Origin of the sequence: Herminiimonas glaciei (assembly GCF_042664955.1) — a bacterium.
Lineage (GTDB): Bacteria > Pseudomonadota > Gammaproteobacteria > Burkholderiales > Burkholderiaceae_D > Oxalicibacterium > Oxalicibacterium glaciei.
Genome location: NZ_JBHTBU010000001.1, coordinates 1,259,913 through 1,284,641, shown reverse-complemented (window position 1 = coordinate 1,284,641; position 24,729 = coordinate 1,259,913). Strand labels below are relative to the sequence as shown.

At 55.2% G+C, this 24,729-nt stretch carries 20 protein-coding genes; 15 read left to right on the top strand and 5 right to left on the bottom strand.

What is annotated here, in order from left to right:
- Window positions 1-86: 86 nt before the first annotated feature.
- Complete coding sequence (locus tag ACFQPC_RS05645) at window positions 87-1,898, top strand: sensor domain-containing diguanylate cyclase (protein ID WP_382270685.1); 1,812 nt, start codon at window positions 87-89, stop codon at window positions 1,896-1,898.
- A 69-nt stretch (window positions 1,899-1,967) separates the two neighbouring features.
- Here the strand turns inward: ACFQPC_RS05645 and ACFQPC_RS05640 are convergent, their stop codons facing one another.
- From ACFQPC_RS05640 to ACFQPC_RS05630, 3 genes are all read right to left on the bottom strand, one after another.
- Entirely contained in the window at window positions 1,968-3,017 is a 1,050-nt protein-coding gene (locus tag ACFQPC_RS05640) for an asparaginase (RefSeq protein WP_382270683.1), read from the bottom strand.
- Window positions 3,018-3,237: 220 nt separating this feature from the next.
- Complete coding sequence (gene bcsG, locus ACFQPC_RS05635) at window positions 3,238-4,761, bottom strand: cellulose biosynthesis protein BcsG (RefSeq protein WP_382270681.1); 1,524 nt, start codon at window positions 4,759-4,761, stop codon at window positions 3,238-3,240.
- A 266-nt stretch (window positions 4,762-5,027) separates the two neighbouring features.
- Entirely contained in the window at window positions 5,028-5,387 is a 360-nt protein-coding gene (locus ACFQPC_RS05630; protein WP_382270679.1) for a hypothetical protein, read from the bottom strand.
- Between the two features lie 302 nt (window positions 5,388-5,689).
- Between ACFQPC_RS05630 and hemN the strand changes: the two genes are divergently transcribed.
- The 12 genes from hemN (at window position 5,690) to ACFQPC_RS05570 (ending at window position 21,621) form a co-directional block, all read left to right on the top strand.
- On the top strand, window positions 5,690-7,153 hold the full coding sequence (gene hemN / locus ACFQPC_RS05625) for an oxygen-independent coproporphyrinogen III oxidase (RefSeq protein ID WP_382270677.1): 1,464 nt from the start codon (window positions 5,690-5,692) through the stop codon (window positions 7,151-7,153).
- A 4-nt stretch (window positions 7,154-7,157) separates the two neighbouring features.
- On the top strand, window positions 7,158-7,931 hold the full coding sequence (locus ACFQPC_RS05620) for a sulfite exporter TauE/SafE family protein (protein WP_382270676.1): 774 nt from the start codon (window positions 7,158-7,160) through the stop codon (window positions 7,929-7,931).
- Window positions 7,931-10,402, top strand: coding sequence for a heavy metal translocating P-type ATPase (locus ACFQPC_RS05615; RefSeq protein ID WP_382270674.1), 2,472 nt, complete (start codon window positions 7,931-7,933; stop codon window positions 10,400-10,402). Before ACFQPC_RS05620 ends, ACFQPC_RS05615 begins: the two co-directional genes overlap by 1 nt.
- A gap of 8 nt (window positions 10,403-10,410) precedes the next feature.
- Window positions 10,411-10,563: a cbb3-type cytochrome oxidase assembly protein CcoS gene (ccoS, locus tag ACFQPC_RS05610; protein ID WP_382270673.1), complete on the top strand. Its 153-nt coding sequence runs from the start codon at window positions 10,411-10,413 to the stop codon at window positions 10,561-10,563.
- A 188-nt stretch (window positions 10,564-10,751) separates the two neighbouring features.
- Window positions 10,752-12,176 carry a cytochrome-c oxidase, cbb3-type subunit I gene (gene ccoN, locus ACFQPC_RS05605; protein WP_382270671.1) on the top strand — a complete coding sequence of 475 codons (1,425 nt, stop codon included), beginning with the start codon at window positions 10,752-10,754 and terminating at the stop codon, window positions 12,174-12,176.
- Window positions 12,177-12,199: 23 nt separating this feature from the next.
- Entirely contained in the window at window positions 12,200-12,814 is a 615-nt protein-coding gene (gene ccoO, locus ACFQPC_RS05600; RefSeq protein WP_382270670.1) for a cytochrome-c oxidase, cbb3-type subunit II, read from the top strand.
- A 2-nt stretch (window positions 12,815-12,816) separates the two neighbouring features.
- Window positions 12,817-12,999, top strand: a complete 183-nt coding sequence (locus tag ACFQPC_RS05595; RefSeq protein WP_382270669.1) for a cbb3-type cytochrome oxidase subunit 3 — start codon at window positions 12,817-12,819, stop codon at window positions 12,997-12,999.
- Window positions 12,992-13,936, top strand: a complete 945-nt coding sequence (gene ccoP / locus ACFQPC_RS05590) for a cytochrome-c oxidase, cbb3-type subunit III (protein WP_382270667.1) — start codon at window positions 12,992-12,994, stop codon at window positions 13,934-13,936. The genes ACFQPC_RS05595 and ccoP overlap by 8 nt, the downstream gene beginning before the upstream one ends.
- Before the next feature lie 18 nt (window positions 13,937-13,954).
- Window positions 13,955-15,355: a cytochrome c oxidase accessory protein CcoG gene (gene ccoG / locus ACFQPC_RS05585; protein ID WP_382270666.1), complete on the top strand. Its 1,401-nt coding sequence runs from the start codon at window positions 13,955-13,957 to the stop codon at window positions 15,353-15,355.
- Between the two features lie 21 nt (window positions 15,356-15,376).
- Window positions 15,377-15,916 carry a FixH family protein gene (locus tag ACFQPC_RS05580; protein WP_382270664.1) on the top strand — a complete coding sequence of 180 codons (540 nt, stop codon included), beginning with the start codon at window positions 15,377-15,379 and terminating at the stop codon, window positions 15,914-15,916.
- Window positions 15,917-16,288: 372 nt separating this feature from the next.
- On the top strand, window positions 16,289-16,729 hold the full coding sequence (locus ACFQPC_RS05575; protein WP_382270662.1) for a helix-turn-helix domain-containing protein: 441 nt from the start codon (window positions 16,289-16,291) through the stop codon (window positions 16,727-16,729).
- A gap of 698 nt (window positions 16,730-17,427) precedes the next feature.
- Window positions 17,428-21,621, top strand: coding sequence for an autotransporter domain-containing protein (locus tag ACFQPC_RS05570; RefSeq protein ID WP_382270660.1), 4,194 nt, complete (start codon window positions 17,428-17,430; stop codon window positions 21,619-21,621).
- A gap of 31 nt (window positions 21,622-21,652) precedes the next feature.
- Here ACFQPC_RS05570 and fnr read toward each other — a convergent pair whose 3' ends face one another.
- On the bottom strand, window positions 21,653-22,411 hold the full coding sequence (gene fnr, locus ACFQPC_RS05565; RefSeq protein WP_382270659.1) for a fumarate/nitrate reduction transcriptional regulator Fnr: 759 nt from the start codon (window positions 22,409-22,411) through the stop codon (window positions 21,653-21,655).
- Between the two features lie 72 nt (window positions 22,412-22,483).
- Complete coding sequence (fdxA, locus tag ACFQPC_RS05560; RefSeq protein ID WP_382270657.1) at window positions 22,484-22,828, bottom strand: ferredoxin FdxA; 345 nt, start codon at window positions 22,826-22,828, stop codon at window positions 22,484-22,486.
- Window positions 22,829-23,146: 318 nt separating this feature from the next.
- Here fdxA and ACFQPC_RS05555 point away from each other — a divergent pair, with 318 nt between their 5' ends.
- Together ACFQPC_RS05555 and ACFQPC_RS05550 are read left to right on the top strand one after the other, a co-directional pair.
- Window positions 23,147-24,049: a substrate-binding domain-containing protein gene (locus ACFQPC_RS05555; protein ID WP_382270655.1), complete on the top strand. Its 903-nt coding sequence runs from the start codon at window positions 23,147-23,149 to the stop codon at window positions 24,047-24,049.
- Window positions 24,050-24,084: 35 nt separating this feature from the next.
- A complete protein-coding gene (locus tag ACFQPC_RS05550) occupies window positions 24,085-24,582 on the top strand; it encodes a GNAT family N-acetyltransferase (RefSeq protein ID WP_382270654.1) in 498 nt (165 codons plus the stop codon).
- The last annotated feature ends 147 nt before the right edge of the window (window positions 24,583-24,729 follow it).

Below are 24,729 nucleotides of genomic sequence, written 5' to 3'. Positions count from 1 at the left end.
TTCATCGAGAGGCCGCTACTACATAAGGGCAGTCTCGCAATACGCAAGTTGAATAGGGCCCTGCGCGGCATGACATGTGTATGTTAATGACTAAACGGATCTGTTTGTTCGTGTTCCTGTCCGTCCTGGCCCTGGCCAAGGTCGCGCAGGCGGGGACGGTTGTGCTGCAGCCCGGGCGTGACAGCTACCTGGTGCATGCAGTAGTCGATGTACTGGAAGACCCGACCGGCCGCCTCAGCTTTGATGAAATCAGCAAAGACCCGTCCGTTGTTGCATTCCGGCAATATGATGTCGGGCAATTCAGCTTTGGTTTCACCAAATCGGCTTACTGGTTCCGCTTCGAAGTCCTTAACCCGGCAGCCATACCGCACGATATGGTGCTGGTCATGCGTACTGCGTGGCTCGATACGATCAGCATTTACCAGCCTGACGGTGCCGGCGGCTATAAGGAAACCCGGCTCGGCGATACCTTGCCGTTTAGTGCAAGACTGCATCCGCATCCACAGTTTCTGCTTGACTTGCAGGCCCGTCCCGGTCCCCAGACTTATTACCTGCGCATCAGCAGCACGCAAGCTTTCCTGTCGCCGATAGAGCTATGGGATGCGCAAGCCTTCCATGACAATGATCGCCTCTTGCTGGCCTACTTTGGCATGTTTTATGGCGTCGTGGTGGTCATGCTGCTGTACAACGCCTTCATCTGGGTGTCGACGCGGGATCGCAGCTATCTGTATTACTGCCTGTATCTCGGCGCTTTTTTCATCATGAATTTTTCCTACAATGGCTTTTCCTTCCAGTACCTGTGGCCGGATTCGCCGCGCTGGTCCAACTGGACTTACACCAGTTGGGTTTTCCTTTATCAATTGATGGCGATCATCTTTGCGATGGTCTTCCTCGAAACCGCCAAGCGCCTGCCGCGTATGCACCGCTTATTGAGTTTGTTCCTGTATGTGATGAGCGCTGCGTGGTTGATTTCCATCCTGTTTGCGAGTCCGGTTTTCCATAATGCCACTGGTGTGTACTTCGTCTTCCTGTATTCACCATTGACTGCGGTTGCAGGTTTCCTGGCCTGGCGCTCCGGCTTCCGCGCCGCGCGCTTCTTTGTCGTGGCATCGATGGGCAATCTGGTCGGTGCCTTTATCACGGCGATGACAGTCAGCGGCTTTATGCCATACAGCTTTGTGAGCTTCCATGCGGTCGAGTTCGGCATCCTGGCGGATGTGATTTTGCTGTCACTGGCATTGGCAGATCGCATCAAATATTTGCGCCTGCAAAACGAGACCGCGGAAAAAGCCATCATCGAACAAAAGCTGCAATCGAATGAGTTACTGCGGCAAGCCAAGGATGATCTTGAACGCATCGTGTCGGAACGTACCGCTGAATTGCGCAAGGCGCGGGATGAGGCGGAGCGGCTGTCACGGGTCGATGCCTTGACCGGTGCATTTAACCGGCGCTATTTCAATGAAGTCGCGGCGCTTGAATTCGCCAAGGTGCGACGCCTGCACCAGCCGCTATCGGTGATTTCCTTCGATATTGATTTATTCAAACAGATCAACGATAACCACGGCCATGCGGCCGGGGATGAAGTGATCAAGGCGGCGGCGCGTGTGAGCCGGAATGCGGTGCGGGAAATAGATTTTGTGGCCCGCATAGGTGGTGAAGAGTTTGCCATCCTGCTCCCCGGATCCACGATAGAGCAGGCCGCCGCAACGGCAGAGCGTCTGCGCGAACTGGTGATAGCGGAGCAGGTCAGCTATCAGGGCAAGCAACTGGCATTCACGGCCAGCTTTGGTGTGGCGCAACTGAAGGATAGCGACCAGAGTTTTGAAGCGCTGCTGCAGCGGGCCGACGAGATGATGTACCGCGCGAAGAACCTGGGCAGGAACAGGGTCGCGGCTTGATGCGCCCAATAAAAAACGCCCGGCATGAACCGGGCGTTTTTACATGCGGACAGGATCTGTGAAAACAGATTAGCGATCGAAGATTTCCTGCAAGCCTTTTTGCGTGCTGACGCCGTGTTGCAGCGACAGCATCAGCAGGATGCGTGCTTTCGCCGGTTTCAGGTCGTCCGCCATTACCGCGCCGGCTTCGAATGAAGTCTTGCCGCCGCCCTGGAAGCCGTAGCTAGGCAATACGCGACCGTTGTGGACGCGGGTCGAAACCACCACCGCGACGTTTTTCGAGATCGCATATTTCACTGCTTCCAGCATCGCGACGTTCATATTGCCCATGCCCAGCGCTTGCACCACGACGCCGCGTACACCGCGATCAACCGCATTGCGCAAGGCTGCACCATCGGCACCACCGTACATTGCAATGATTTCGACTTCCGGCATTTTATCGGTGCGGATAGGGATGTGCATGCGACGCAACTGGGTGTAAGAGAAGGTCACGCGGTCCGGATAGACTTCGCCGAGGAAACCGTAGTCGCCGGACTTGAAGGTTTCTACATTGGCGGTATGCGTTTTGGTGACATAGCGTGCGGCATTGATTTGGTTATTCATTGCCAGCATTGCGCCTTTGTCCTTGGCTTGCGGATCAACCGCGATACGCACGGCGTTGAGCAGGTTGCGCGGGCCGTCAAAGTCGGACACCGATGCATTGCGTTGCGCACCGATCAGCACCACCGGTTTGTTCGATTTGACGGTCAGGTCCAGCCAGTAAGCGGTTTCTTCCAGCGTATCGGTACCGTGCGAAACGATCACACCGGCGACATCGTTGCGATCCAGTGCCGTCTGTACCGCTTTGGTCAGGGCGATCCAGCGTGGCGGGTCCATATAGTCGGACGGTACGTTGGACAGGTTGTTGACTTCTATCGTCGCGTATTTTGCGACGTCCGGTACGGTGGCCAGCAAGTCGTCACCGGAAATCGCCGGCACCGGAGCGTTCTTGACCGGATCTATCTTCATCGCAATCGTGCCGCCGGTAGCGATGAATTGCACGACCGGCTTGTTTTGCGCGAACGCAGGCAGGGCCGCCAGGAAGAGCAGGCTAATTGCGGTTTTTTTGAATTTATTCATTCTGTCTCTCGCTCCATTGTTTTTGATATGTCTTTGGTTCAACCACCGGCAGTGATGCCAGGGTCATTTCCGCTCGTGAAAATCACAGCCACTTATTAATACCATAATCTGACATATCAGAAGATGGCTGTAGGCTTAAATTTGCAGAAAAATATTGCCTGCCGCTGACAGCTGCAAGCAAGGAATCAGTGTTAGATAAAATGCGGTACCGACGGCAGGCTCAGTTGCTGTCATATTTAATCCACAGGTCTTCTGCGGAACGCATGATGTAACCATCCTTGTCACGCATGACGATGATTTTTTCGTTTTCGCTGACGAAAGCGGTTTCCACCACTTGTTGCAGGCGTTCACTCCATGGCTTGCCGCCGGCCTGTTTGGCATCTTCCGCCATCAAGCCTGCCAGCAGGCTGAAGACGCCGAAGTAGCTGGTGGCGTGTTTCACTTCGAGCGGTGGCCCGCTTTCCTTCGTATGGGCGAACCCTATCAGTTTGATGGCGACCGGTACCAAGGTCAGTTTGGGACTGGGTATTTCACGCATACCGGCTGCCTGCAACTGATCGCCCCGCATCGCCGCGCCGTGCGCCGGCATCAATACGACGAGCACCGGTCTGCCGGCATGTTCGAGTTCTGTAATGAAGTGGTCGAAATCCGCCAGTAGTTTGTCCAGTCGAGGCTTGTAGCTTTGCACGCTATTGATGGCGCGGCCGTTGGCCAGGGTATTGCCGTCATGCAGGGTGATGCTGTTGTAGTACAGCGCGATTGGCTTGCCGCCGGCATGTGCGTGATGCCTGTTCCACCATTTGGACAAGACCGAGTAATCGTCATAGACCGGTGTACCGTCGAAGCCATGCATGGTGACGGCTCCCCATTTACCTTCCTGGGCCTTGGTCCCGGCATAGGCGCTAATGGTTGCGGCGAACTGGTTGTAGCGGCCGTTGTGGTTCAAGACCGCTGCGGTATCGTAGCCGGCTTGTTCCAGGCTGGGGAATAACGCACATCCGGCGGCCGCCGGTTCGGACAGCACGCTGTCGCTGACCTGGCCACAACTGCCACGCAATAAACGTTTCGCCGCCGGTGCACTGTGGCTGGTAGCGGAGTTGAAATTGAGCAGGACCAGGTCAAAGCGGTTCAGGAATTTCGGATAAGGCGCATCGACGAAGGCGAGGTCATCCCAGCCCAGTTCGCCCGGCTGCAGGATCACGATGTCGAAGGGATGTGCAGCGTGGGCGATGGAAGGCAGGCTGAGGTGGCGATCTTGCTCTTCCGCATAGAACGTATTCAGCATGACGCCCGGATCCTGCGCGCCCGCGATGATGTGCTGTTTTTGGCCGGGCCAGCCGAACTGCGCCAGCAAGGGGATGCACAGGATGCAGACAAAGACGAAGCTGCTGAAGCGCAAGCGCTCGGCCAGCAGCATATATAGCGCCAGCATCACGCCAAAGACGAGTACATAGCCAAGGTTGATGAAGCGGGCAAATAACTCCAGCAGGTAACTGAAGCTATAGCTGCTCATGCGGCCGGCTTCGGCCCACAGGCGGGCCGGCGGGGGCAGGCTGGATTCGTAATACAGCAGCGCAATGGCGGCGATAAGGGCGATGCTTTGCTGCGCGATGCGCCAGCGTGGCCGGCGGAAGCTGAAACTGACGCAGATGGCGAGCAAAAGATTGAGGTACCAGTTGAATTTAATCGCGTGGTTGAAATACAAGGCGAACTTGGCAAAAAAGTACAAGCTCCAGTATTGCATCTCGGGGCCCCGACTCGGATAGGTTGAATATTGGTTTGCTACTGAAAAGGAACAACATCCATTTGCTGCAAAAACCAGTCTCTGCACTACCCATGCTCAAGTGGGTTTGCCCACATTGAAATGTATATCTTTTGTTAAGTTTTCCTAGCATACCCCGAGTTGGGCATCCGGTGGAATATTCGCAGATTGATTTGTTGCGCGGGAGCCGGGCGGCGACCGTGGGAAGGCTGGACTGAGCGATAGCTATCCAGCCGGGAGGAGGGGGATCAGGCGACGAAGCGTTGCTCGATTTCAGTGTGGTGGGCCGGTGCCGGCTGGAGTGACAGTTTATCGCCGCCTTGCCGCGTCTTGCCGTTACGGCGTTTCAGGCCGAGCCGGACGCCCAGCACATGCAGCGGATCGGGAACCTGGTGGATGCTCAGGGTGACTGCTTTTTTCGGACGTATGAACAGGCGTTGCAGCCACAGGCCAGCATCATGCGGGCGTTCGACGCCCAGTTGCACGGCCAGCCAGTGGGTAAGGCGACGGCTGCGGCTGGCGAGCAGCGGATGCAGTACGCGCATGGTGCCGTCTTCATTGCTGACGGCAATCGGCTTGCAAGTGATACCAGTGTCATGGGTTTTCATGTCATTCCTTCCGGATGCCGCTGCTGCCGGGTGTTTATTCAGTACTTTCACCTTAGCAAAGCACTCCGGTGTCCACGAGTAAACCTTTGTTAATACGCAGGTGCTGTGGTGTTTATCGATGCAGAACTTGTGAAATGATTAATGTAGTTGACGGCTGCTGACACACCACTGCGGCAAATTGGCCTCATCCGCCTACTCCATCGTTTTTGATATATGTCAAAGCAGCACCATCCCACCATGCTTACACTCGGGACTCATCTGGTCGCCACCATTTCGGACGCGACCGGCAACAGGAGTGAGGCATGTCAGAAACGGCAGGAACGGTGGGAGCGGCAGCATTGCTACCCGTGACGCAAACGGTGGAGTTCGACACCGCACTGATCAGAAAATTAAGCCGGCTCGGACCGCGCTATACCTCGTATCCGACGGCCGACAGGTTTAATGCCGAGTTCGGCTATCGCGATTATCTGCAGGCAGTGACCGGCGCGACGGCGCGCGGCAATATGCATCCTTTGTCGCTGTACATCCATATTCCATTTTGCGAGTCGATTTGCTACTACTGTGGTTGCAACAAGATAGTCACCAAGGACAGGAGCAAGGCGGCCAACTATCTTATTTACCTGAAACGCGAAATTGAAATGCAGGGCAAATTGCTGGCCGGTGCCAACCAGATCGAGCAATTGCATTTTGGCGGCGGTACACCGACTTACCTCAGCGATGCGCAAATGGGCGAACTGATGCTGCACCTGCGGCGCTGGTTCAATTTCGCACCGGATGCGGAAGGCGAGTATTCAATAGAAGTAGATCCACGCACGGTGACGCCGGAGCGTGTGCATAGTTTGCGGCGCCAGGGTTTCAATCGCATCAGCCTGGGCGTGCAGGATTTCGATGCCGAAGTACAAAAAGCGGTAAATCGCATCCAGCCGGAAAGCGAAACCGTCGCCATTATAGACGCGGCGCGTGCCGCCGGTTTTCGTTCGGTCAGCATCGACCTGATTTATGGTTTGCCGAAACAAAACCTGCAAACCATGGCACAGACGTTGGACAAAGTCATCGCGGCTGATCCGGATCGGATCGCGATCTATAACTATGCGCACATGCCGCATCTGTTCAAGCCGCAACGGCGGATTGCAGAAAGCGATTTGCCGAACGGCGAAACCAGGCTGGAAATGCTGGCGCTGTGTATCAAACGCCTGAATGACGCGGGCTACATTTATATAGGCATGGATCACTTTGCCAAGCCGGGCGACGACCTGGCGATTGCGCAAAGGCAGGGTCGCCTGCATCGCAACTTCCAGGGCTATTCGACGCATGTCGGTGCCGACCTGGTGTCTTGCGGCGTGTCGGCCATCAGTGCGATCGGTGCAACTTACAGCCAGAACGTTAAAACACTGGATGAATATTACGAACATATAGAGCAAAACGAGTTGCCGATTGCGCGTGGCATCAAGCTGAATATGGATGATTTGCTGAGGCGCATCATCATCCAGATGCTGATGTGTAATTTTGAATTGTCGATAGCATCGATAGAGCTGGCTTATCCGATTGTTTTCAATAGCTACTTCGCGGCGGAATTGGTCAAACTGCGTGAACTCGAACAGAACGGTTTGCTGAGCATGGATGAAGAGTGGATTACGGTGACGCCCAAAGGACGTTTGCTGATACGGAATATCTGCATGGTCTTTGATCGTTATCTGGATGCGCCGCGTGTCGCCAACGCCACGGACGGTGACGCGCAGCCTTTGCGTTATTCAAAAACCATTTGAAACCATGACCGGCATCTCGCTTATCCCGATTTTTATGCTGGGCTTGCTCGGCAGCCTGCATTGCGTCGGCATGTGCGGCGGGATAGTCAGTGCCTTGTCGGCGGCGTCGCGGCCACCGCGCCCGTTTCCGGCGGTGGTAGTTACCATTCCTACCGTCAGCCCGGCGGTGTACCGCGATGCCATGCAGGTGCTGGCCTATAACGCCGGACGCATAGGCAGCTATGCCGTGGCAGGTGCCATCGTCGGCGGCATTGCGAGTGGCGTGCATGGCCTGTCCGGTATCTCCGCGCTACAAGTTGGTGGCTACTGGCTGGCGAATGGCATGCTGGTGCTGCTGGGTTTGTATCTGATGGATGCCTGGCGCGGCCTGGCACGACTGGAACAGCTCGGGCAATTTTTGTGGCTACGTCTACGGCCCTTGATGCACGCCTTGCTGCCGATGGATACCGTCGGCAAGGCATTCGCACTCGGCGGCCTGTGGGGCTGGCTGCCATGCGGCATGGTGTATAGCGTATTGCTGACCGCGATGTTTTCCGGTTCTGCGCTGGCGGGGGCCGGTGTCATGCTGGCTTTCGGCCTCGGGACCTTACCGGCGTTGTTGGGGCTGGGCCTGCTCGGCACGCGCTTGCGTGAACTGGCGCGGCAGCGCAGCGTCAGGATCGCATGCGGCCTCATCGTACTGGGCTTCGGTGTGCTGGGTTTGTTGCGTGCGAGTGGCGTAGTGGCTAACGGCTGGCTGGATATCCTGTGCATCACACCGCAAGTGGGAGTGCATTAATGAGTGCAGCTTGTTACCACTGTGGTTTGGATATGCCATCGGCTGCGCAATGGAGTGTGCCGATAGATGGCGTTGCACGTGCGATGTGCTGTCCGGGTTGCGCCGCCGCGGCACTAACCATCGTTGAGATGGGGCTGGAAGACTATTACCGCACCCGTTCCGCTTTTTCTCCTCGGCTTGAGGAAGCCGGCGCGCTGCCGCCGGAACTGTTGCTCTACGATTTGCCGCAAGCCCAGCAGCAGTTTGAATTGGATGGCGAGTATGCCGAAGCCACACTGACGCTGGAAGGCTTACGCTGCGCCGCCTGCGTCTGGCTGATAGAACGCCGGCTCACGCGTTTACCCGGTGTACAGGCGGTGAACCTGAATGCGTCCACCGAACGCCTGTATGTACGCTGGAGCAAGGCCTTGTGCAAGCCGAGCGATATCCTGCAAGCGCTGCGTGATATCGGCTATCGCGCTTATCCCTACGATGCGGCACGGCATGATGCGCAATTGCGCCGCGCAAGCAAGACCCAGTTCCGCCAACTATTTGTCGCCGGTCTCGCGATGATGCAAGTGATGATGTATGCGATACCTGCGTATATCGCCGACGATGGCACGCTGGATGCCGATATGGCCGGGCTGATGCGCTGGGCCAGCCTGTTGCTGACGATACCGGCAGTCTGTTATTCAGCTTTGCCATTCTTCCGTGGTGCATATGCCAACCTGCGCCAGCGCGTGCTGGGAATGGATGTACCGGTGGCGCTCGGTATCAGCGCAGCGTTTGGGGCGAGTGTGCTGGCGGTGTGGCGCGGTAGCGGGGAAGTGTATTTTGATTCGGTCACGATGTTCATCTTCCTCCTGCTATGCAGCCGTTATCTGGAATTGATCGCGCGCCGCAAGGCGGCAGGCGCACTGGAAAAACTGCAACATGCCTTACCCGCTTCAGCCGCACGCCTGCCAGCGTATCCGTCCCGTCGTGATGTAGTGATCGTGGCTGCGGCAGAACTGCGCGCAGGGGACTACATCCTGGTCAAGCCGGGTGAAGCAATCCCGGCGGATGGCGAGATTATGTCCGGTGAAACTTCGGTGGATATGTCTTTGCTGACGGGTGAAAGCGCGGCCCTGCGCAAACGCAAAGGCGATCAGCTACCCGGTGGTGCCATCAATATTGCGCAGGCGGTGGTGCTGCGCGTCAGCAAGGTAGCAGCCGATAGTACGCTGGCAGCCTTGCTCAAACTGATAGAGCGCGCCGGTAACGGCAAGCCGCGCATTGCGATGTGGGCCGATAGCGTGGCGAGCTGGTTTGTCGCCGCCTTGCTCTTGTTCGCGATCGCGGTATTCGCATTCTGGCAATGGCATGATGCGGCGCGCGCATGGCCGATTGCGATCGCGGTACTGGTGGTCTCCTGTCCTTGCGCCTTGTCACTGGCGACGCCGACCGCATTGGCTGCCGCCACCGACAGATTGGTGCGGCAGGGCGTACTGATAGTGCAGCCACATGTACTCGAAGTCTTGCATCGCACCACGCATATCGTATTCGATAAAACCGGCACGCTGACGGTCGGCAAGCCGGCCTTGCACAAGCTGATTACCTTCGATGAAATGGAAGGCTCGGCCTGCCTGCAATTTGCCGCCGCATTGGAAGTGAATAGTGCGCATCCATTGGCGCAGGCAATTGTTGCAGCGGCAGACGCCACTTTGTTGGGTGTGGTCATCGCAGATGAAGTTGTCAGCAAACCGGGGCAGGGATTGGAAGGCCTGGTGGACGGGGTTCCATATCGTCTCGGTAGTGCGGCGTATGTCGCCGAACTTGCCGGCTGCCCTTTGCATGACCAGGTGCCGGCCGGCATGACACCGGTCTACCTGGGTTGCGGCGGTGCCTGGCTGGCACGCTTCGATTTGTCGGATGCGATACGCGGCGACGCACGGCAGGTTGTCCGGCATTTCCAGAAATTGGGCAAGAGCGTGATCCTCCTGAGCGGTGACCAGCAGGAAGTCGCGCAGTATGTGGGTACCAGCCTGGGTGTCGATGAAGTGCACGGCGCCTGCCTGCCCGAGCAAAAACTCGCATTTGTGCAGGCATTGCAAAGGCAGGGCGCGATAGTGGCGATGGTGGGTGACGGCATCAATGATGCAGCAGTGCTGCGTGCGGCTGATGTTTCGTTCGCGATGGGTTCGGGTGCGGAATTGGCGCAAACACATGCAGATACCGTGTTGCTGTCGCCACGGTTGTCTGCGATTGCCGACACGGCCGAGCTGGCCGCACGTACGATGCGCATCATCCGGCAAAACCTGGCCTGGGCCAGTGCTTATAACCTGATCGCAATTCCGGCTGCGGCGATGGGCTGGATCAATCCATGGATGTCAGGCATAGGGATGTCCGTCAGTTCCGCGCTGGTGGTGCTGAATGCCTTGCGCTTGCGGCGTGTGAAACGATTGGACCTGCGGCCCGTCCCACGGCGTCGCACACAAGTGCTGCGCGCATAGGAAGACAAATGGAAGCACTCTATCTCCTGATCCCGCTCAGTACCGGCCTCGTATTTTTCGCGATATGGTTGTTCTTCAAGGCTTCCGACGGCGGGCAATTCGAAGACTTGCAGGGACCTGCTGAACGCATCCTGCAGGATGACGACAATACTGCGGATTGAAGTTTGCGTTTCCCCTGATTGATACACGCTTGTCATCAGTTTTACTGATACAAAAAATCGCAATGCAATCCGCAACACAAACACCACACCGCATCCACTGTTTGCCGTCTGTTTGATGCAAATCAAAACGACAATGCCTGCTGCCACTTACTCTCTAGCCATAGTAAGTTCAAATAAGGGAGTGGTCAGTGGATACAGCACTAAATTACAACTATAAGGTCGTCAAGCAGTTCGCGATCGCGACAGTTGTGTGGGGCGTGATCGGGATGCTGGTAGGTGTCTTCATCGCGGCACAACTGGCGTGGCCGGCGCTGAATTTTGATATTGCCTGGTTGAGTTATGGACGCTTGCGTCCACTGCACACGAATGGCGTGATCTTTGCCTTCGGCATCTGCGGTTTGTTCGCAACTTCTTATTACGTGGTGCAGCGCACCTGCCAGGTACGCCTGTTTTCCGGCAAGCTGGCGGCATTCACTTTCTGGGGCTGGCAACTGGTGCTGGTGCTGGCCGTGATTACCTTGCCGATGGGCTGGACCCGCGGCAAGGAATACGCCGAGCTGGAATGGCCGATTGCAATCCTGATCACTATTGTCTGGGTCGCTTATGCTGTGGTCTTCTTCGGCACGTTGATCAAGCGCAAAGTACAGCACATCTATGTCGCCAACTGGTTCTTCGGCGCTTACATCATTGCGGTCGCCTTGCTGCACATTGTCAATGGTGCAGTGATGCCGGCTTCGCTTGGCAAATCCTACTCGGCCTATGCCGGTGTGCAGGATGCGATGATCCAGTGGTGGTACGGCCATAATGCGGTTGGCTTTATCCTGACCGCCGGTTACCTCGGCATGGTGTATTACTTCATTCCGAAGCAGGCGGAACGTCCGGTGTATTCCTACCGCCTCTCCATCGTCCATTTCTGGGCGCTGATCTTTACTTATATGTGGGCCGGTCCGCATCACTTGCATTACACCGCCTTGCCGGACTGGACGCAGTCGATCGGCATGGTGTTTTCGCTGATCCTGCTGGCACCGTCATGGGGCGGCATGATCAACGGCATGATGACCTTGTCCGGTGCGTGGCACAAACTGCGCTCCGATCCTATCCTCAAATTCCTCATCGTTTCGCTGTCCTTCTACGGTATCGCTACCTTTGAAGGTCCGATGATGTCGATCAAGACCGTCAATGCACTGTCGCACTACACAGACTGGACCATCGGCCATGTACATGCCGGTGCCCTCGGCTGGGTCGGTTTCATCACCATGGGTTCGATCTACTACCTGATCCCGCGTTTGTCCGGCAAGAAGCAGATGTGGAGCACCAACCTGATCGAATTGCATTTCTGGGTCGCGACCATCGGCATCGTGCTGTACATCGCTTCGATGTGGATCGCCGGTGTGATGCAGGGCCTGATGTGGCGCGCGGTCAATCCGGACGGCACGCTGACCTACACCTTCGTCGAAAGCGTGAAGGCGACTTATCCCTACTACGTGATCCGCTTCACCGGCGGTGCGCTCTACCTGGGTGGCATGTTGCTGATGGCTTACAACACCTTCATGACCATGCGTGACGGCGAGGCGGTGGCCGCGCGCATCCCGGCCGTCGCGGCGCACGCTTGAATAAGAGATCACAGGAGCATTGAATGAAATTTTCCCATGAGTGGATAGAAAAGAATCCCTGGCTATTGATTGCACTGGTGACGTTGGTGGTCAGCGTCGGTGGTGCGGTTGAAATCGTACCGCTGTTTTTCCAGAAATCGACGACGGAACCGGTGGCAGGCCTGAAACCGTATTCAGCTTTGCGCCTGGCCGGCCGCGATGTTTACACCCGTGAAGGTTGTTACAACTGCCATTCACAAATGATCCGTCCGTTCCGCGCTGAAACCGAGCGCTACGGCCATTACTCGGTAGCCGGTGAGTTCGTCTATGACCGGCCATTCCAGTGGGGTTCGAAGCGTACCGGCCCGGATCTGGCGCGGGTAGGTGGTCGTTACAGCGATGAATGGCATCGCACCCATCTGGATAGGCCGCGTGACCTGGTACCGGAATCGAATATGCCGGGCTATCCATGGCTGGCGAAAACCAGGCTGACACCGAATGACATCATGCCGCGCATGCGTGCCTTGCAGCGTCTCGGCGTGCCGTACACGGATGAAGAAATCAAGGCCGCACCAGCTGAGCTGGAAGGCAAGACGGAGCAGGATGCACTGGTCGCATACCTGCAGGGATTGGGCACTTTGATCAAGGCGAGACGCTAATCATGACACTAGCCAATATCACCATAGATGCCAGCAGCATCGTTACCGTAGTGAGTTTTTTGACCTTCCTCGGCATCCTTGCCTGGACCTTCATCCTGCATCGAGACAGTGATTTTTCGGTAGCGGCACGCGCGCCGTTTGCCGACGAAGAAGATATGGAACAGCAGGAGAACAAGCATGGCTGATTTCACCAACGGCTTCTGGGACATTTACATCGCGGTATTGACGCTGCTCGGCATTGCCGGTTGCGGTTTGCTGCTGTGGTCGCAATCCAAAGTCAAAATCAAGGTTGATGCCGAAACCGGCCGTGCCACCGAAACCACCGGCCACGTCTGGGATGAAAACCTGACCGAGCTGAATACGCCGATGCCGCGCTGGTGGATGTGGCTGTTCTACCTGACCATCGTGTTCGGTCTCGCTTACCTGGTGCTGTATCCCGGCCTCGGCAGTTACGCCGGCAAGCTGGGCTGGCAGTCGACCGGTGCGTACGAAAACGAATTGAAAAAAGCCGATGCCGAATACGGTCCGCTGTTTGCCAAGTATCAGCAACAGGACTTGAAAGCAGTGGCGGCCGATCCGCAAGCGCAAGCGATAGGCGAACGCCTGTTCCTGAACTATTGCGCGCAATGCCACGGGTCGGATGCACGCGGCAACAAGGGCTTTCCGAACCTGACGGACAAGGACTGGTTATACGGTGGTGAGCCTGAAGTCATCAAAACCACCATCCTGCACGGTAGGCATGGCGTGATGCCGCCAATGGCTGCAGCGCTGGGTGGCGACAAGGATGTGGAAAATGTCGCGCATTACGTACTCAGCCTGTCCGGCAGTACCGCCGATCCGATCAAGGTGGTGTTCGGTAAACCAAAGTTTGCAGCCGCTTGCGCCGCCTGCCATGGCATGGACGGCAAGGGTAACCAGGCGCTGGGCGCGCCCAACCTGACAGACAAGATCTGGCTGCATGGCGGCGGTGCCAACGCCATCATGGAAGCGATACGCAAAGGCCGTGACAACAGCATGCCGCCGTTCGAGGAATTCCTCGGTGACGCGAAAGTACATGTACTCGCTGCGTATGTATGGAGTTTGTCGAACGCCGAGAAGGCAGCGGCTGCCGCGAAGCAATGATGAGGTAATGGAATCAGCATGAAAAACAGCAAGCCGGAAGTCTCTGTCATCAAGATGTATGCAGCACGTGAAGAGATTTATCCGCGTGAAACCACGGGACGCTATGCCAGCCTGCGCTGGCTATGCGTGTGGCTGACGCAACTGGCGTTCTATGGTTTGCCGTGGCTGAGCTGGAATGGCCGGCAAGCCTTGCTGTTCGACCTGGCGGCGCGCAAGTTCTATATCTTTGGCATCGTCTTGTGGCCGCAGGATTTCATTTACCTGGCCGTCTTACTCATCATTTGCGCCTATCTGTTGTTCCTGGTCACCGCGATAGCAGGGCGCGTCTGGTGCGGCTTTTCCTGTCCGCAAACCGTCTACACCGAGATTTTCCTGTGGATAGAGCGCGTGATAGAAGGCAAGCGCAGTGCGCGCATGCGACTCGACAAGCAGCCTGCGTCGCTCGCGAAGCTGGCCAAGAAAAGCGCCAAACATATGGCCTGGGGCGCAGTTGCCTTATGGACCGGCTTTACCTTCGTCGGTTACTTCACACCGATCAGGGAATTGGCGCAGCAAGTCGTGGCATTGACGCTGGGCCCATGGCAAATGTTTTGGGTGCTGTTTTATTCGTTCGCAACCTACGGCAATGCCGGTTGGCTACGCGAACAAGTGTGTAAATACATGTGTCCGTATGCACGCTTCCAGAGTTCGATGTTCGACAAGGATTCCCTGATCATCAGCTATGACAGGAAGCGTGGTGAACCGCGCGGCATGTCGAACAAGCGTAGTGCAGCCGCTGGCCTCAGTTTCGGTGCCTGTATCGATTGTTCGATGTGCGTGCAGGTTTGCCCGGTGGGCATCGATATCCGCGATGGCTTGCAGTACGAGTGCATAGGATGTGCCGCCTGTGTCGACGCCTGCAACTCGGTGATGGACAAGATAGGTTCGGCGCGTGGCCTGGTCCGCTATACGACCGACAATGCGCTGGCGAATAATTTGTCGGTCAAAGAGGTCCGGCGTCGCGCCTTACGTCCCCGCGTATTGATTTACGGCGCGATCCTGGCGGCGATCGTCATCGTTTTTTTCACTGCGCTGACCATGCGCACGCCGCTCAAGCTGGACGTGATCCGTGACCGTGGTGCGATGGGTCGCGAAGTCGAAGACGGCATGATAGAGAACGTCTACCGCCTGCAAATCATGAATACCTCGGAACAGGCGCATCAATACAAGATCAGCGTTTCCGGCATTGAGTCGCTGGAACTGGCGACGCCGGATGAAGTGAGCCTGCAAGGAACCGAAACGCGTGCAGTGCCGGTGCGGGTGAGGGCGGCGGCAGGTCATGGTGAGCCGGGTTCGAATGAAATCAGTTTTAGCCTGCAGGCCGTCGATGATGCCAGTCTGCGTGTAACAGAACACGCAGTATTTTTTGTGCCGCGCTAACGCCAATAAGAAGGAAAGAATATGTCAGCCCATTCCGCAATACTCAACCGGACGCCAGATGAAGCACCATGGTACAAGCATCGCTGGCCATGGTTGTTGATGCTGGGACCTTTTACCGTGGTGGTCGCCGGTATCTTCACGATCTGGATTGCGGTGACGCAGCAGGACGCGCTGGTCGTTGATGACTACTACAAGCAAGGCAAGGCAATTAACCAGGACTTGCGCCGTGATCGCGTTGCCAGCAACCTGGGCATGCACTTCAGCATTTACTACGATACCGATCGACAGAAACTGGTTGGCAATGTCAGCAGCGATGCGCGACAAATCATAGGTGATATCAGCTTGCGCCTGATCCATGCGACCTTGCCGGAAAAAGACATCAGCCTGAACGCAAAAGCAGATGCCGACGGACGCTTTGAAATCAGCTTGCCGGAGTTGACAGCGGGACGTTGGCAAGTCTGGATAGAAAACCGGCAACGCGACTGGCGACTGGGCGGGGTCTGGTTATGGCCTGCACAGAAAAGTCTCATACTTGATGCCGATGTGACAAGCCTACACTGATCTTCACCGTCGCAAGCCTGCCTTGCACGATTTCCCCTATTGATGAATGAGAGCAGCCCGCGACCACTTGGTCCGGGCTGTTATTCATTCCTGTATCGCCATTCTGCGTACACTTCTTTTTTCTGAAAATTCCTGATGCGCGATGACTGCAATTTAGGCTTGGAAAAATGCATCTGCATGACTTCATCCTGTTTGCACAATTACATAAAAATGATGCAGATAGGATTTGTCTTGAAGTCCTGAGAGTAATGAAATTCAAGGCCTTCTCTCGATTAGAGTACCTCCATTGTTGAAAAACGAATGATTGTTCTAAGAAGTTTGGGACACATTCAACACGCGATTTTTTGTGTGCAAACTATGTGAGGTCTGTATATGAATTTTTTTGAACATATTGAATTCCAGGACAAAGCGGCTACTCCTGCGCAATACACCAGCGCCACTGCGGCACAGACGCATAAACGCGTGCCTTTATCCAATGCGCAAATGGATAAGGTGTGCAGTTATCTCGCCGCGCATTTGAACGGCCGTATGCGGGTCGCCGGGCTGGCGGCGCTGATAGGGATGGGGCGTACCAGTTTCTTCGAGCGCTTCACGATGACGGCAAGCATGACGCCGAACCAGTATCTGCAATTCCTGCGCATAGAAAAAGCCAAGGAGCTGATGCGTAATCCACGGTTCACGCTGCTGGATATTGCGTTTGCCTGCGGCTACTCCGATCAGTCGCACCTGACGCGTTTCTTCAAACGGTCTGTCGGCGTATCACCCGGACACTATCGCCGTGAAGCTCTGGCGCAGCGATATCCTGAGCAATGACCGCTTGCTTCAGATGCGCATGGGTAGTGCGCAGATGAGTGTACCAAAAGTAATTGGATGATCATGCAAGGATAGAACGATAGTGCAATCATTGTCGTATAGGGAAGGGCACAATGGCCGCTCCCTCAAGGCGTAGTTTCAGGTAATGCATAGCGGTATTTCATGTAGTACGCGACAGGATTTTTTATCAATGTTGGTAATGCCGGACATGAAACCTTCTCTTCATATATCTCTGCGTCATTCAGAAATTCAGCATGCGTTAGCTGATTCGTCCGATGGTGGGTAAGTGACTTGCTTAAGTCGGCCCGGATAGCTTGGATAGTACTTATCCCCAACCGCATATTTCAATTCAAGCCTATATAAACATGAGACGCGGCTTTAGCGGTGTCCGGTTTCGTGCATTTGGCAATAAATGTGCGGGGGCACTGCTTTTGTATTTTTAAAAAATTATGAATAAGTTTGTGTGTGTAGTTCGGTCACGATCTTTGTATTGGTCGGCGTCTTGGCTATTGGTTTTAGCCATGTCTGTCAGTGCATCGTCGGTGTTTGCACAAACAACCTTTACCGGTTCACAAACTACTAGTGGTCCCTTTTCAAGTGGTTCTCAACTTTTCTTGGATAACAGCACGCTCAACGCATCTAGCGCTAACACCATCACTGGCGGGTATCAGGAATTTCGGGACAATAGCACGCTTAATGTGACTGCAAGCAACGCAATTACTGGCGGGCAGCAGTATTTCTGGGGTAACAGCGTGCTCAATCTGTCTGCAGCAAATGCAGTGAATGGGGATCGTGGTCAACAGCTGTTCTATGAGCACAGTATTCTCAATGCAAACGTGGCGGATGTATTCGGTGATGGTGCGCAGCTGAGTTTTTTGGGCAACAGCGTGCTTAATGCCAACGCTGCCAAGGCAATCAGCAATGGGAGGCAGTTCTTCGCTGATAAGGCCGTGCTCAATGCGTCTGTAGCTGAGGCCATCAGCGGTGGAACGCAGGACTTCGGTGGTGACGCCGTGCTCAACGCATCTGTGGCTAAGGCAATCACTGGCGGAGCACAGACTTTTTCTGACAACAGTACACTCAATGTAACTGCGGCTAATGCAATTACCTATGGAACGTTGTCGTTTGATGGGAATAGCACCCTCAATGCTTATGCGGCGAACGTAAGCAGTAATGACACGTTTATGCTCTTCTCTGACAATAGTACGCTCAATGCATGGGCCGCCTATGCCATCAGCGACGGCGGCTTTGAGTTCAATAACAACAGCACCCTTAATGCATCTGTAGAGCATGCAATCACTGGGGGCTATCAGATTTTTTATGATAACAGTACACTCAATGCATCTGCCGCTAATGCAATCAGTGGTGGGCGACAGACGTTTCTTCTGGACAGCGTACTTAACGTATCTGCCGCTAAGGCAATCAGTGGTGGGCGACAGACTTTTGGGGAATGGGGAGCTAGCCCTATCCTCAATGCATCTGTCGCCCAGGCCATCAGTGGCGGAGAACAGCGTTTTCGTGGCAACAGCATGTTAAATGCCAGGGCTGCCAACGCAATCAGCGGCGGAGAACAGGAATTCTTCGAGGATGCCAAGCTCAACGCATCTGTAGCCGATGCAATTAGTGGCGAAGTAACGTCATCTAGTAATCGCATCACATTCTATGACCGTAGTGTCCTCAATGCTTCTACTGCCTCCGCAGTCAACGGCTGGATACAGCACTTCATGGACAAGAGTGCGCTCAATGCTAGTGCAGCCTCTGCAGTCAGTGGCGGCTACCAGCATTTCAACGACGACAGCACGCTGAATGTTTCTGCAAGCGATGGAGTCAGTGGCGGCAGTCAATCTTTCGGCGACCGGAGCGTGTTGCATGCTGCGGTTAGCAAGGCGGTGAGCGGAGGATGGCAGTCATTCCGGGATACGAGCACGTTCAATGCTAGCGCTGAAAATGCTCTTAGCGGTGGTAACCAGGTTTTCAAGAATAGCGCCGTACTGAAGGCCTCGGTTACCAACGCCGTCAGTGGCGGGCATCAGGAATTTGAGGACACAAGTGTGTTGAATGCCACCGTCGCTTATGCCGTCAGCGGAGGTTTGCGGTCTTTCTCTGGTTCGAGTGTGCTGAACGCATACGCTACCCATGCGCTCAGTGGGGGAAATTACGGTTTGTCCCAGAACAGCACGCTCAATGTGTGGGCTGATAACGCTCTGACGAACAATATACAACTATTTTTTGACGCTAAAAATGGGGATGTCGGCGGCACCTTGCGTTTGAATGGGTATAGCACAGTGATAGGCGGCCTGCGTCATAATCTTTACTCAGGTGGTGTCGTCACCAATGATGGTGCGGCGGATGCCGTACTCACTGTCGATACTTCGATCAAGGGCGATTCGTATTTTGCCGGCCTGGTGCAAGATGGCAGCGGTAAAGGCAAGCTGGGCTTGCGCAAGACCGGGAACAATATCCTGGTCTTGAGCGGAAGCACTACTTATACAGGCGATACCACGGTCGACGGCGGTAGATTGCAGTTTGGTGATGGCAAGAGCGCAGGCCGCCATGACCTGGGTGGCAAGATTAATGTGCTGGCCGGTGAACTCGCAATCAATACGCCGACCGCAGTCAATGTTGCGCAAGGTGTCAGCCTCAGTGATAAGACCACACTGTCCATAGTCGCGAATAGCAATACGCCTTCCTTGCAGGCAGACCGTCTGTCTATAGGCAAGGATGTCACTTTCAATTTGCGCGGCATCTCTGATGCCAGTCAACTCGACAAGGTGCTGATTTCTACCGACAACGGTATAGATGGCGATTTCGCTCAGGTCTTGATCGGTGGTTTCAAGGGGACGGTGGACTACCTGACGCTCAACACGCGCAAATCGGATGACGGCCGGCGGTATCTGGCGATTTACGGTTTGAGCTGGACTGCCGCCAATAATCTGGCGCACGGCACATTCACCCTCAAGGATGCCAGCGATAACTTTGATATAGGCATCGTGCTACGCGATCAAGCGCCGAATGCCGCACGCGGCTGGGATGGCAAGTCATTGACCAAGGCTGGTGCTGGTACCCTGGTCCTGTCTGCCGATAATACTTATACCGGTGGCACGACGATCTCTGCCGGTACTTTGCAAATCGGTAATGGTGGTACGACAGGCTCCATCATTGGTGATGTGACGAATAATGGCACCTTGAGTTTCAATCGTCGTGACCATACGACATTTGCCGGACGTATCACGGGTAGCGGCATGCTCAGGCAGATAGGCAAAGGCACACTCAATCTCAATGGTGATAACTCCGGCTTTTCCGGCTTGACTAGGGTGGAAGCCGGGACCCTGATCGTCGGTTCCAGCGATGCGTATGCCCAAGCGCGACTGGGTGGCGCGGTCGAGGTACTGGATGGCGGCACGCTGGGCGGTGTCGGCACCATTGGTTCCGGTGCCGGCTCGAAGCTACGCATTGCCGAGGGTGGTGCCTTGGCAGCAGGTAATTCGATCGGCACTTTGACGGTGGATGGCGACCTTGTTTTTGAGAAGGGGGCGAAGCTGAAGGTTGAAGTCGATCCGCACGGCAAGGATGCCGATCTGGTTCGTGTTACCGGCGATGCGACATTGAATGGCGGCTCGGTCGTGCATATAGGCGCGAATGGAAAATATCAACTGCGTTCGACCTATACCATCCTGACTGCAGGCGGCAAGTTGAGTGGCAAATTTGATGAAGTCAAAAGTGATTTCGCTTTCCTGGCCCCCAAGCTGCTCTATGACTATGGCGCCGGCAAAGTTGATCTTGAGCTGGTACGTAACTCCGTTGAGTTTGCGACTATGGGCGGCACGCCGAATCAAATCGCTACTGCCTATGCGATAGACAGCATGGGTATGGCGGCCGGGCATGCGGTATATGACGCGATTGCAAAACTGCCTGCCAACAGCGAGTTGATCCGCGCTAGCTTTGACCAGCTGTCAGGCGAAATTCATGCCTCCGCCAAAACCACATTGATCGAAGACAGTCGCCTGTTACGTGATGCCGCCACCGAGCGTATCCGCACGGTGGACGGCTTTGCCGCGGCTACGTCTGCGTGGGTCCAGGGCCTGGGTGCGTGGAGTCATATCAATAGCGACGGCAATGCGGGCCGGCTGCACTACAACACCGGCGGCTTCGTCGCTGGTGTTGACGCTGCGGTGGCGGATCAATGGCGTCTAGGCATGCTGGCCGCTTATAGCAACACTTCATTCAATGCGAGGACCCGTGCGTCATCCGGCTCCAGTGACAATTATTCGCTGGGACTGTATGGCGGCAGGCGTTGGGATATCGCGGATGGCAAGCTTGGTTTGCGTAGCGGTCTCGCTTATACATTGCACGATATGAAGACCAGTCGCCAGGTCGCTATCCCGGGCTTCAGGGACGCCGTCGGCAGCAACTACCGTGCGGCTACATTGCAGGTTTACGCAGACGTCGGCTATGGCATCGATAACCGTTGGGGGAATTTCGAACCCTTCGTTAATCTGGCTTACATCCGCTTCCGGAGCAATGGTTTTGCCGAACGGGGCGGGGCGGCGGCATTAGATGCCGGCAGCCAGAACACCAGTACGAGTTTCACCACCGTTGGCTTGCGTGCTGTCAATCAGCTTGCTTTGGGTGGAAAAAGCGCGACTGTGCGTGGTGCGTTGGGCTGGCGTCATGCCTTTGGCAATAGCACGCCATTATCGACGCAGGCGTTTTCGGCGGGTGATGCCTTCACCGTGGCAGGTGTGCCTGTCGCCAAAAACAGCGCGCTGCTCGAAACCAGCCTCGACTTGCGTTTATCGTCATCGACCACGCTCAGCTTTGCCTATCAAGGCCAACTTGGCATGGATGCGAAGCAGCATTCAGTCAAAGCCAATCTGCTGGTGAAGTTTTGAACAGGGGTAAGCTATGCGCGTACCTGCCGGTTTAGCCGCAGGTTTCGGTGCCGGCCGCCATCGCCTTCAACAGCGTGAGGTCGAGTAATTCGATTTCACGGTTGTTAACTTTCAGCAATCCCTGTTTCTTGAATTTGGACAGCAGGCGGCTGATGCTTTCTATCGTCAGGCCGAGATAATTGCCGATGTCTTCACGCGACATGCGCAACTGGAAACTGGTCGAAGAATAGCCGCGTGCCATATAACGTGACGCGAGATTCACGAGGAAGGCGGCGAAGCGTTGTTCGGCACGCATATTCCCCAACAGCAGCATGACGCTTTGTTCACGCGTGATTTCCTGGCTCATCATGCGATGGAAGTGGCGCAGCAGGGTCGGCATGGTGCTGAATAATTCTTCCAGGCGCGGGAACGGGATTTCACACACTTCGCTATCTTCGAGTGCCACTGCATTGCAATGATGGCGGTCGGTACTGATCGCATCCATGCCGAGCAATTCGCCGGTCATCTGGAAGCCGGTGATTTGTTGTTCGCCGCCGGCATTGATCTGGCAAGTCTTGAAATGGCCGACGCGTACCGCATACAGATTGGTGAATGCATCGCCCATCCGGTACAGATAGTCATCGCGTGCGACCTTGCGACGACGACCGATAATCTTGTCCAGCCGGTCCATATCGTTTTCGCCCAGGCCCATCGGCAGGCACAGCTGGTGCATGCTGCAGGTCGAACAACTGGCGCGCAAGGCGTTGACGCTTAAGGCGGGATCGGTAGTGCTTGGGGACGCTTGGCTCATATTTCCTGGCTCTATTCTTTACTTGGTCTAACCGCGATGCGGTAAGAGTTACTTAAAATGAAAGTAAGGATTTCATGTGATCTTGGCATCAATCACCAGCAAGGGCAACTTGTCCTTCACCTGTGCCCATTTCTCATGTTCGGGCATCGGCTCTTTCTGCTTGCTGATGCGCTTCCAGTCCGGATGCTGTGACAATTCGCGATTCAGGGCAACGAAGTGCTGCTGCTCCGGTGCGACTTCGGTGGCGCCTATGATGGCGTTGACAGGGCATTCCGGTACGCACACCGAGCAATCTATGCATTCATCCGGATTGATCGCCAGGAAGTTAGGACCTTCAAAAAAACAGTCCATAGGGCAAACGACAACGCAATCGGTGTATTTACATTGAATACATGCTTCAGTGACGACAAACGGCATTTCCTGTTTCCATTTCCACGCTCAGATACGACATTGTAAACGGTCAGCCCGGATTTGCCTTTGTTGACGACCGGCTACATGGTTTTACGCCAATTTGAGCCCACAAAAAACAGGGCGCGCGCCTTGTCCAATCATTTGATTTGATGGCTTGATAAGCACAAGTTATCAAGCTGCGTTTGCATCAAATTCCCTCGTTTTTCGGCAGCTATTCCTTGCGTAGTTAAAGCTAACGCTATATCCTTCCGTGCATATCGAAAGGTGCGCCGGTAAACGCATCCTTTGTTACCGCCAAATTTTTTAGTCTAAAGAATGAACAACATGAAAGAACTTCGTATTCTCGCCGATGCTTGTTTTGAGGCACAGGTAGCCAACGCAGTAGAGCGCTTCAATACAGAGCACGCGGATATCCGTGCGGTAGTCAGTGCAGCAGGCGCGGCAGATTGCTTGCAGCGCCTGAAAGCAGGTGATAGTTATGACCTCGCGATCCTGGCCGACAGCGCCGTTGCGGCAACGCTGATGCCTGAGCAGACTGATGGTTATTATATTTTTGCCGGTAACAGCATGGTGCTGGCATATGCGCCGGGGCAAATACTGAATGCGAAGAACTGGCGTGAAAAACTGGGCGATCCGAAAGCGTCCATCGGCCATCTCGAACCAAGCGTACATTCGGCTGGATATGCTGCATTGATGGCTTGCATGCTGGCCGACAGCGTGGCGCCGGGACTGACGCGGACCCTGATTAACCATCCGGGACGTAAAGTGGTGACGGCTGCAAGCGAGCCGACTGACTTTGCATTCAGGTACCGGACGGAGTGCATCGCAAAAAAGATATCATACGCATCCTTGCCAGACACGATGGATCTTTCTAATCCGGCATTCAATGCGCATTACGCTACAGCAAAGCATGACTTGAGCGGCGACGGTAAAACCATCGTGAAGGCCTCAGCCATCGGACATGCACTGGTCATCCCGTTCTCTGCCGAAGAGCCGGAAGCCGCAAGGGATTTCATTGAAATCCTGCTGCAAAATAATTTCACTGCGCAAGGTTTCCAGCCACGCAGCGAAATCGTTGGCAAGTCGCCATGCCGTATGCACGCAGCGCTGGAAGTCAGAAAACCGGCACGCGTACAGAGCGCCAACTATGAAGATGAGGCTGATGTGCATCTGCTGGAACGTGCACGTTTGGGCAAGCGCACGCAGGATTTGGCGAAAGCAGCTTAAAATCCTTGCTTCTGCAACCGGAAGCAAGTGTTCAAATGATTATTCGCCGTGCTGTTGAATCAGACTTTGGTGCCATGTGGCCGATTTTTCAAAAGGTCGTGGCACCGGGTGTGAGCTATGTCTTCGCCGCAGACACCAGTTATGAAGATGGATATGCATACTGGTTCGCTCCGGGCGTGACTTCATACGTTGCCGAAGATGACGGAAAAATCATCGGCATGTATAAATTGATCGCCAACCAGCGCGACCTCGGTGCGCATGTTGCGAATGCCTCGTTCATGGTTGATCCCGACGTCAGCGGGAAGGGCACCGGCAGGCAAATGAGTGAACATTGCCTGCGTACTGCCAAGGCGGCCGGCTACCGCGCGATGCAATTTAATTTCGTCGTCAGCAGCAACGATGCCGCTGTCGCCCTGTGGAAGAAGCTGGGCTTTGCCATAGTCGGCACTTTGCCGCAAGCCTTCCTCCATAGCAGCCTGGGTTACGTCGATGCTTACGTCATGCATCGCTTCCTTGACGACATTCCAGGCTGACCCGGGCATCAGCGGTCGTCGCCGGCTTTTCTTTCATTACTTATCCGCAGGCAACATCTCTATTGAAAAGTAGTGCTGTGCGGCTTGCCATCCGGCAGTCGCTGTTGCACGTCATCCACAGCTCTTTTCACTCTGTCACAGACTGGA

What these genes read in the sequence shown, in the direction of transcription:
- ACFQPC_RS05575 (WP_382270662.1), top strand. Translation starts at nt 16,289, where the DNA reads ATGAATTTTTTTGAACATATTGAATTCCAGGACAAAGCGGCTACTCCT.
- ACFQPC_RS05595 (WP_382270669.1), top strand. Translation starts at nt 12,817, where the DNA reads ATGACACTAGCCAATATCACCATAGATGCCAGCAGCATCGTTACCGTA.
- fdxA (WP_382270657.1), bottom strand. Translation starts at nt 22,828, where the DNA reads ATGCCGTTTGTCGTCACTGAAGCATGTATTCAATGTAAATACACCGAT.
- ACFQPC_RS05555 (WP_382270655.1), top strand. Translation starts at nt 23,147, where the DNA reads ATGAAAGAACTTCGTATTCTCGCCGATGCTTGTTTTGAGGCACAGGTA.
- ACFQPC_RS05630 (WP_382270679.1), bottom strand. Translation starts at nt 5,387, where the DNA reads ATGAAAACCCATGACACTGGTATCACTTGCAAGCCGATTGCCGTCAGC.
- ACFQPC_RS05640 (WP_382270683.1), bottom strand. Translation starts at nt 3,017, where the DNA reads ATGAATAAATTCAAAAAAACCGCAATTAGCCTGCTCTTCCTGGCGGCC.
- fnr (WP_382270659.1), bottom strand. Translation starts at nt 22,411, where the DNA reads ATGAGCCAAGCGTCCCCAAGCACTACCGATCCCGCCTTAAGCGTCAAC.
- hemN (WP_382270677.1), top strand. Translation starts at nt 5,690, where the DNA reads ATGTCAGAAACGGCAGGAACGGTGGGAGCGGCAGCATTGCTACCCGTG.
- bcsG (WP_382270681.1), bottom strand. Translation starts at nt 4,761, where the DNA reads ATGCAATACTGGAGCTTGTACTTTTTTGCCAAGTTCGCCTTGTATTTC.
- ACFQPC_RS05550 (WP_382270654.1), top strand. Translation starts at nt 24,085, where the DNA reads ATGATTATTCGCCGTGCTGTTGAATCAGACTTTGGTGCCATGTGGCCG.
- ccoP (WP_382270667.1), top strand. Translation starts at nt 12,992, where the DNA reads ATGGCTGATTTCACCAACGGCTTCTGGGACATTTACATCGCGGTATTG.
- ACFQPC_RS05580 (WP_382270664.1), top strand. Translation starts at nt 15,377, where the DNA reads ATGTCAGCCCATTCCGCAATACTCAACCGGACGCCAGATGAAGCACCA.
- ACFQPC_RS05615 (WP_382270674.1), top strand. Translation starts at nt 7,931, where the DNA reads ATGAGTGCAGCTTGTTACCACTGTGGTTTGGATATGCCATCGGCTGCG.
- ACFQPC_RS05620 (WP_382270676.1), top strand. Translation starts at nt 7,158, where the DNA reads ATGACCGGCATCTCGCTTATCCCGATTTTTATGCTGGGCTTGCTCGGC.
- ACFQPC_RS05645 (WP_382270685.1), top strand. Translation starts at nt 87, where the DNA reads ATGACTAAACGGATCTGTTTGTTCGTGTTCCTGTCCGTCCTGGCCCTG.
- ccoS (WP_382270673.1), top strand. Translation starts at nt 10,411, where the DNA reads ATGGAAGCACTCTATCTCCTGATCCCGCTCAGTACCGGCCTCGTATTT.
- ccoO (WP_382270670.1), top strand. Translation starts at nt 12,200, where the DNA reads ATGAAATTTTCCCATGAGTGGATAGAAAAGAATCCCTGGCTATTGATT.
- ccoG (WP_382270666.1), top strand. Translation starts at nt 13,955, where the DNA reads ATGAAAAACAGCAAGCCGGAAGTCTCTGTCATCAAGATGTATGCAGCA.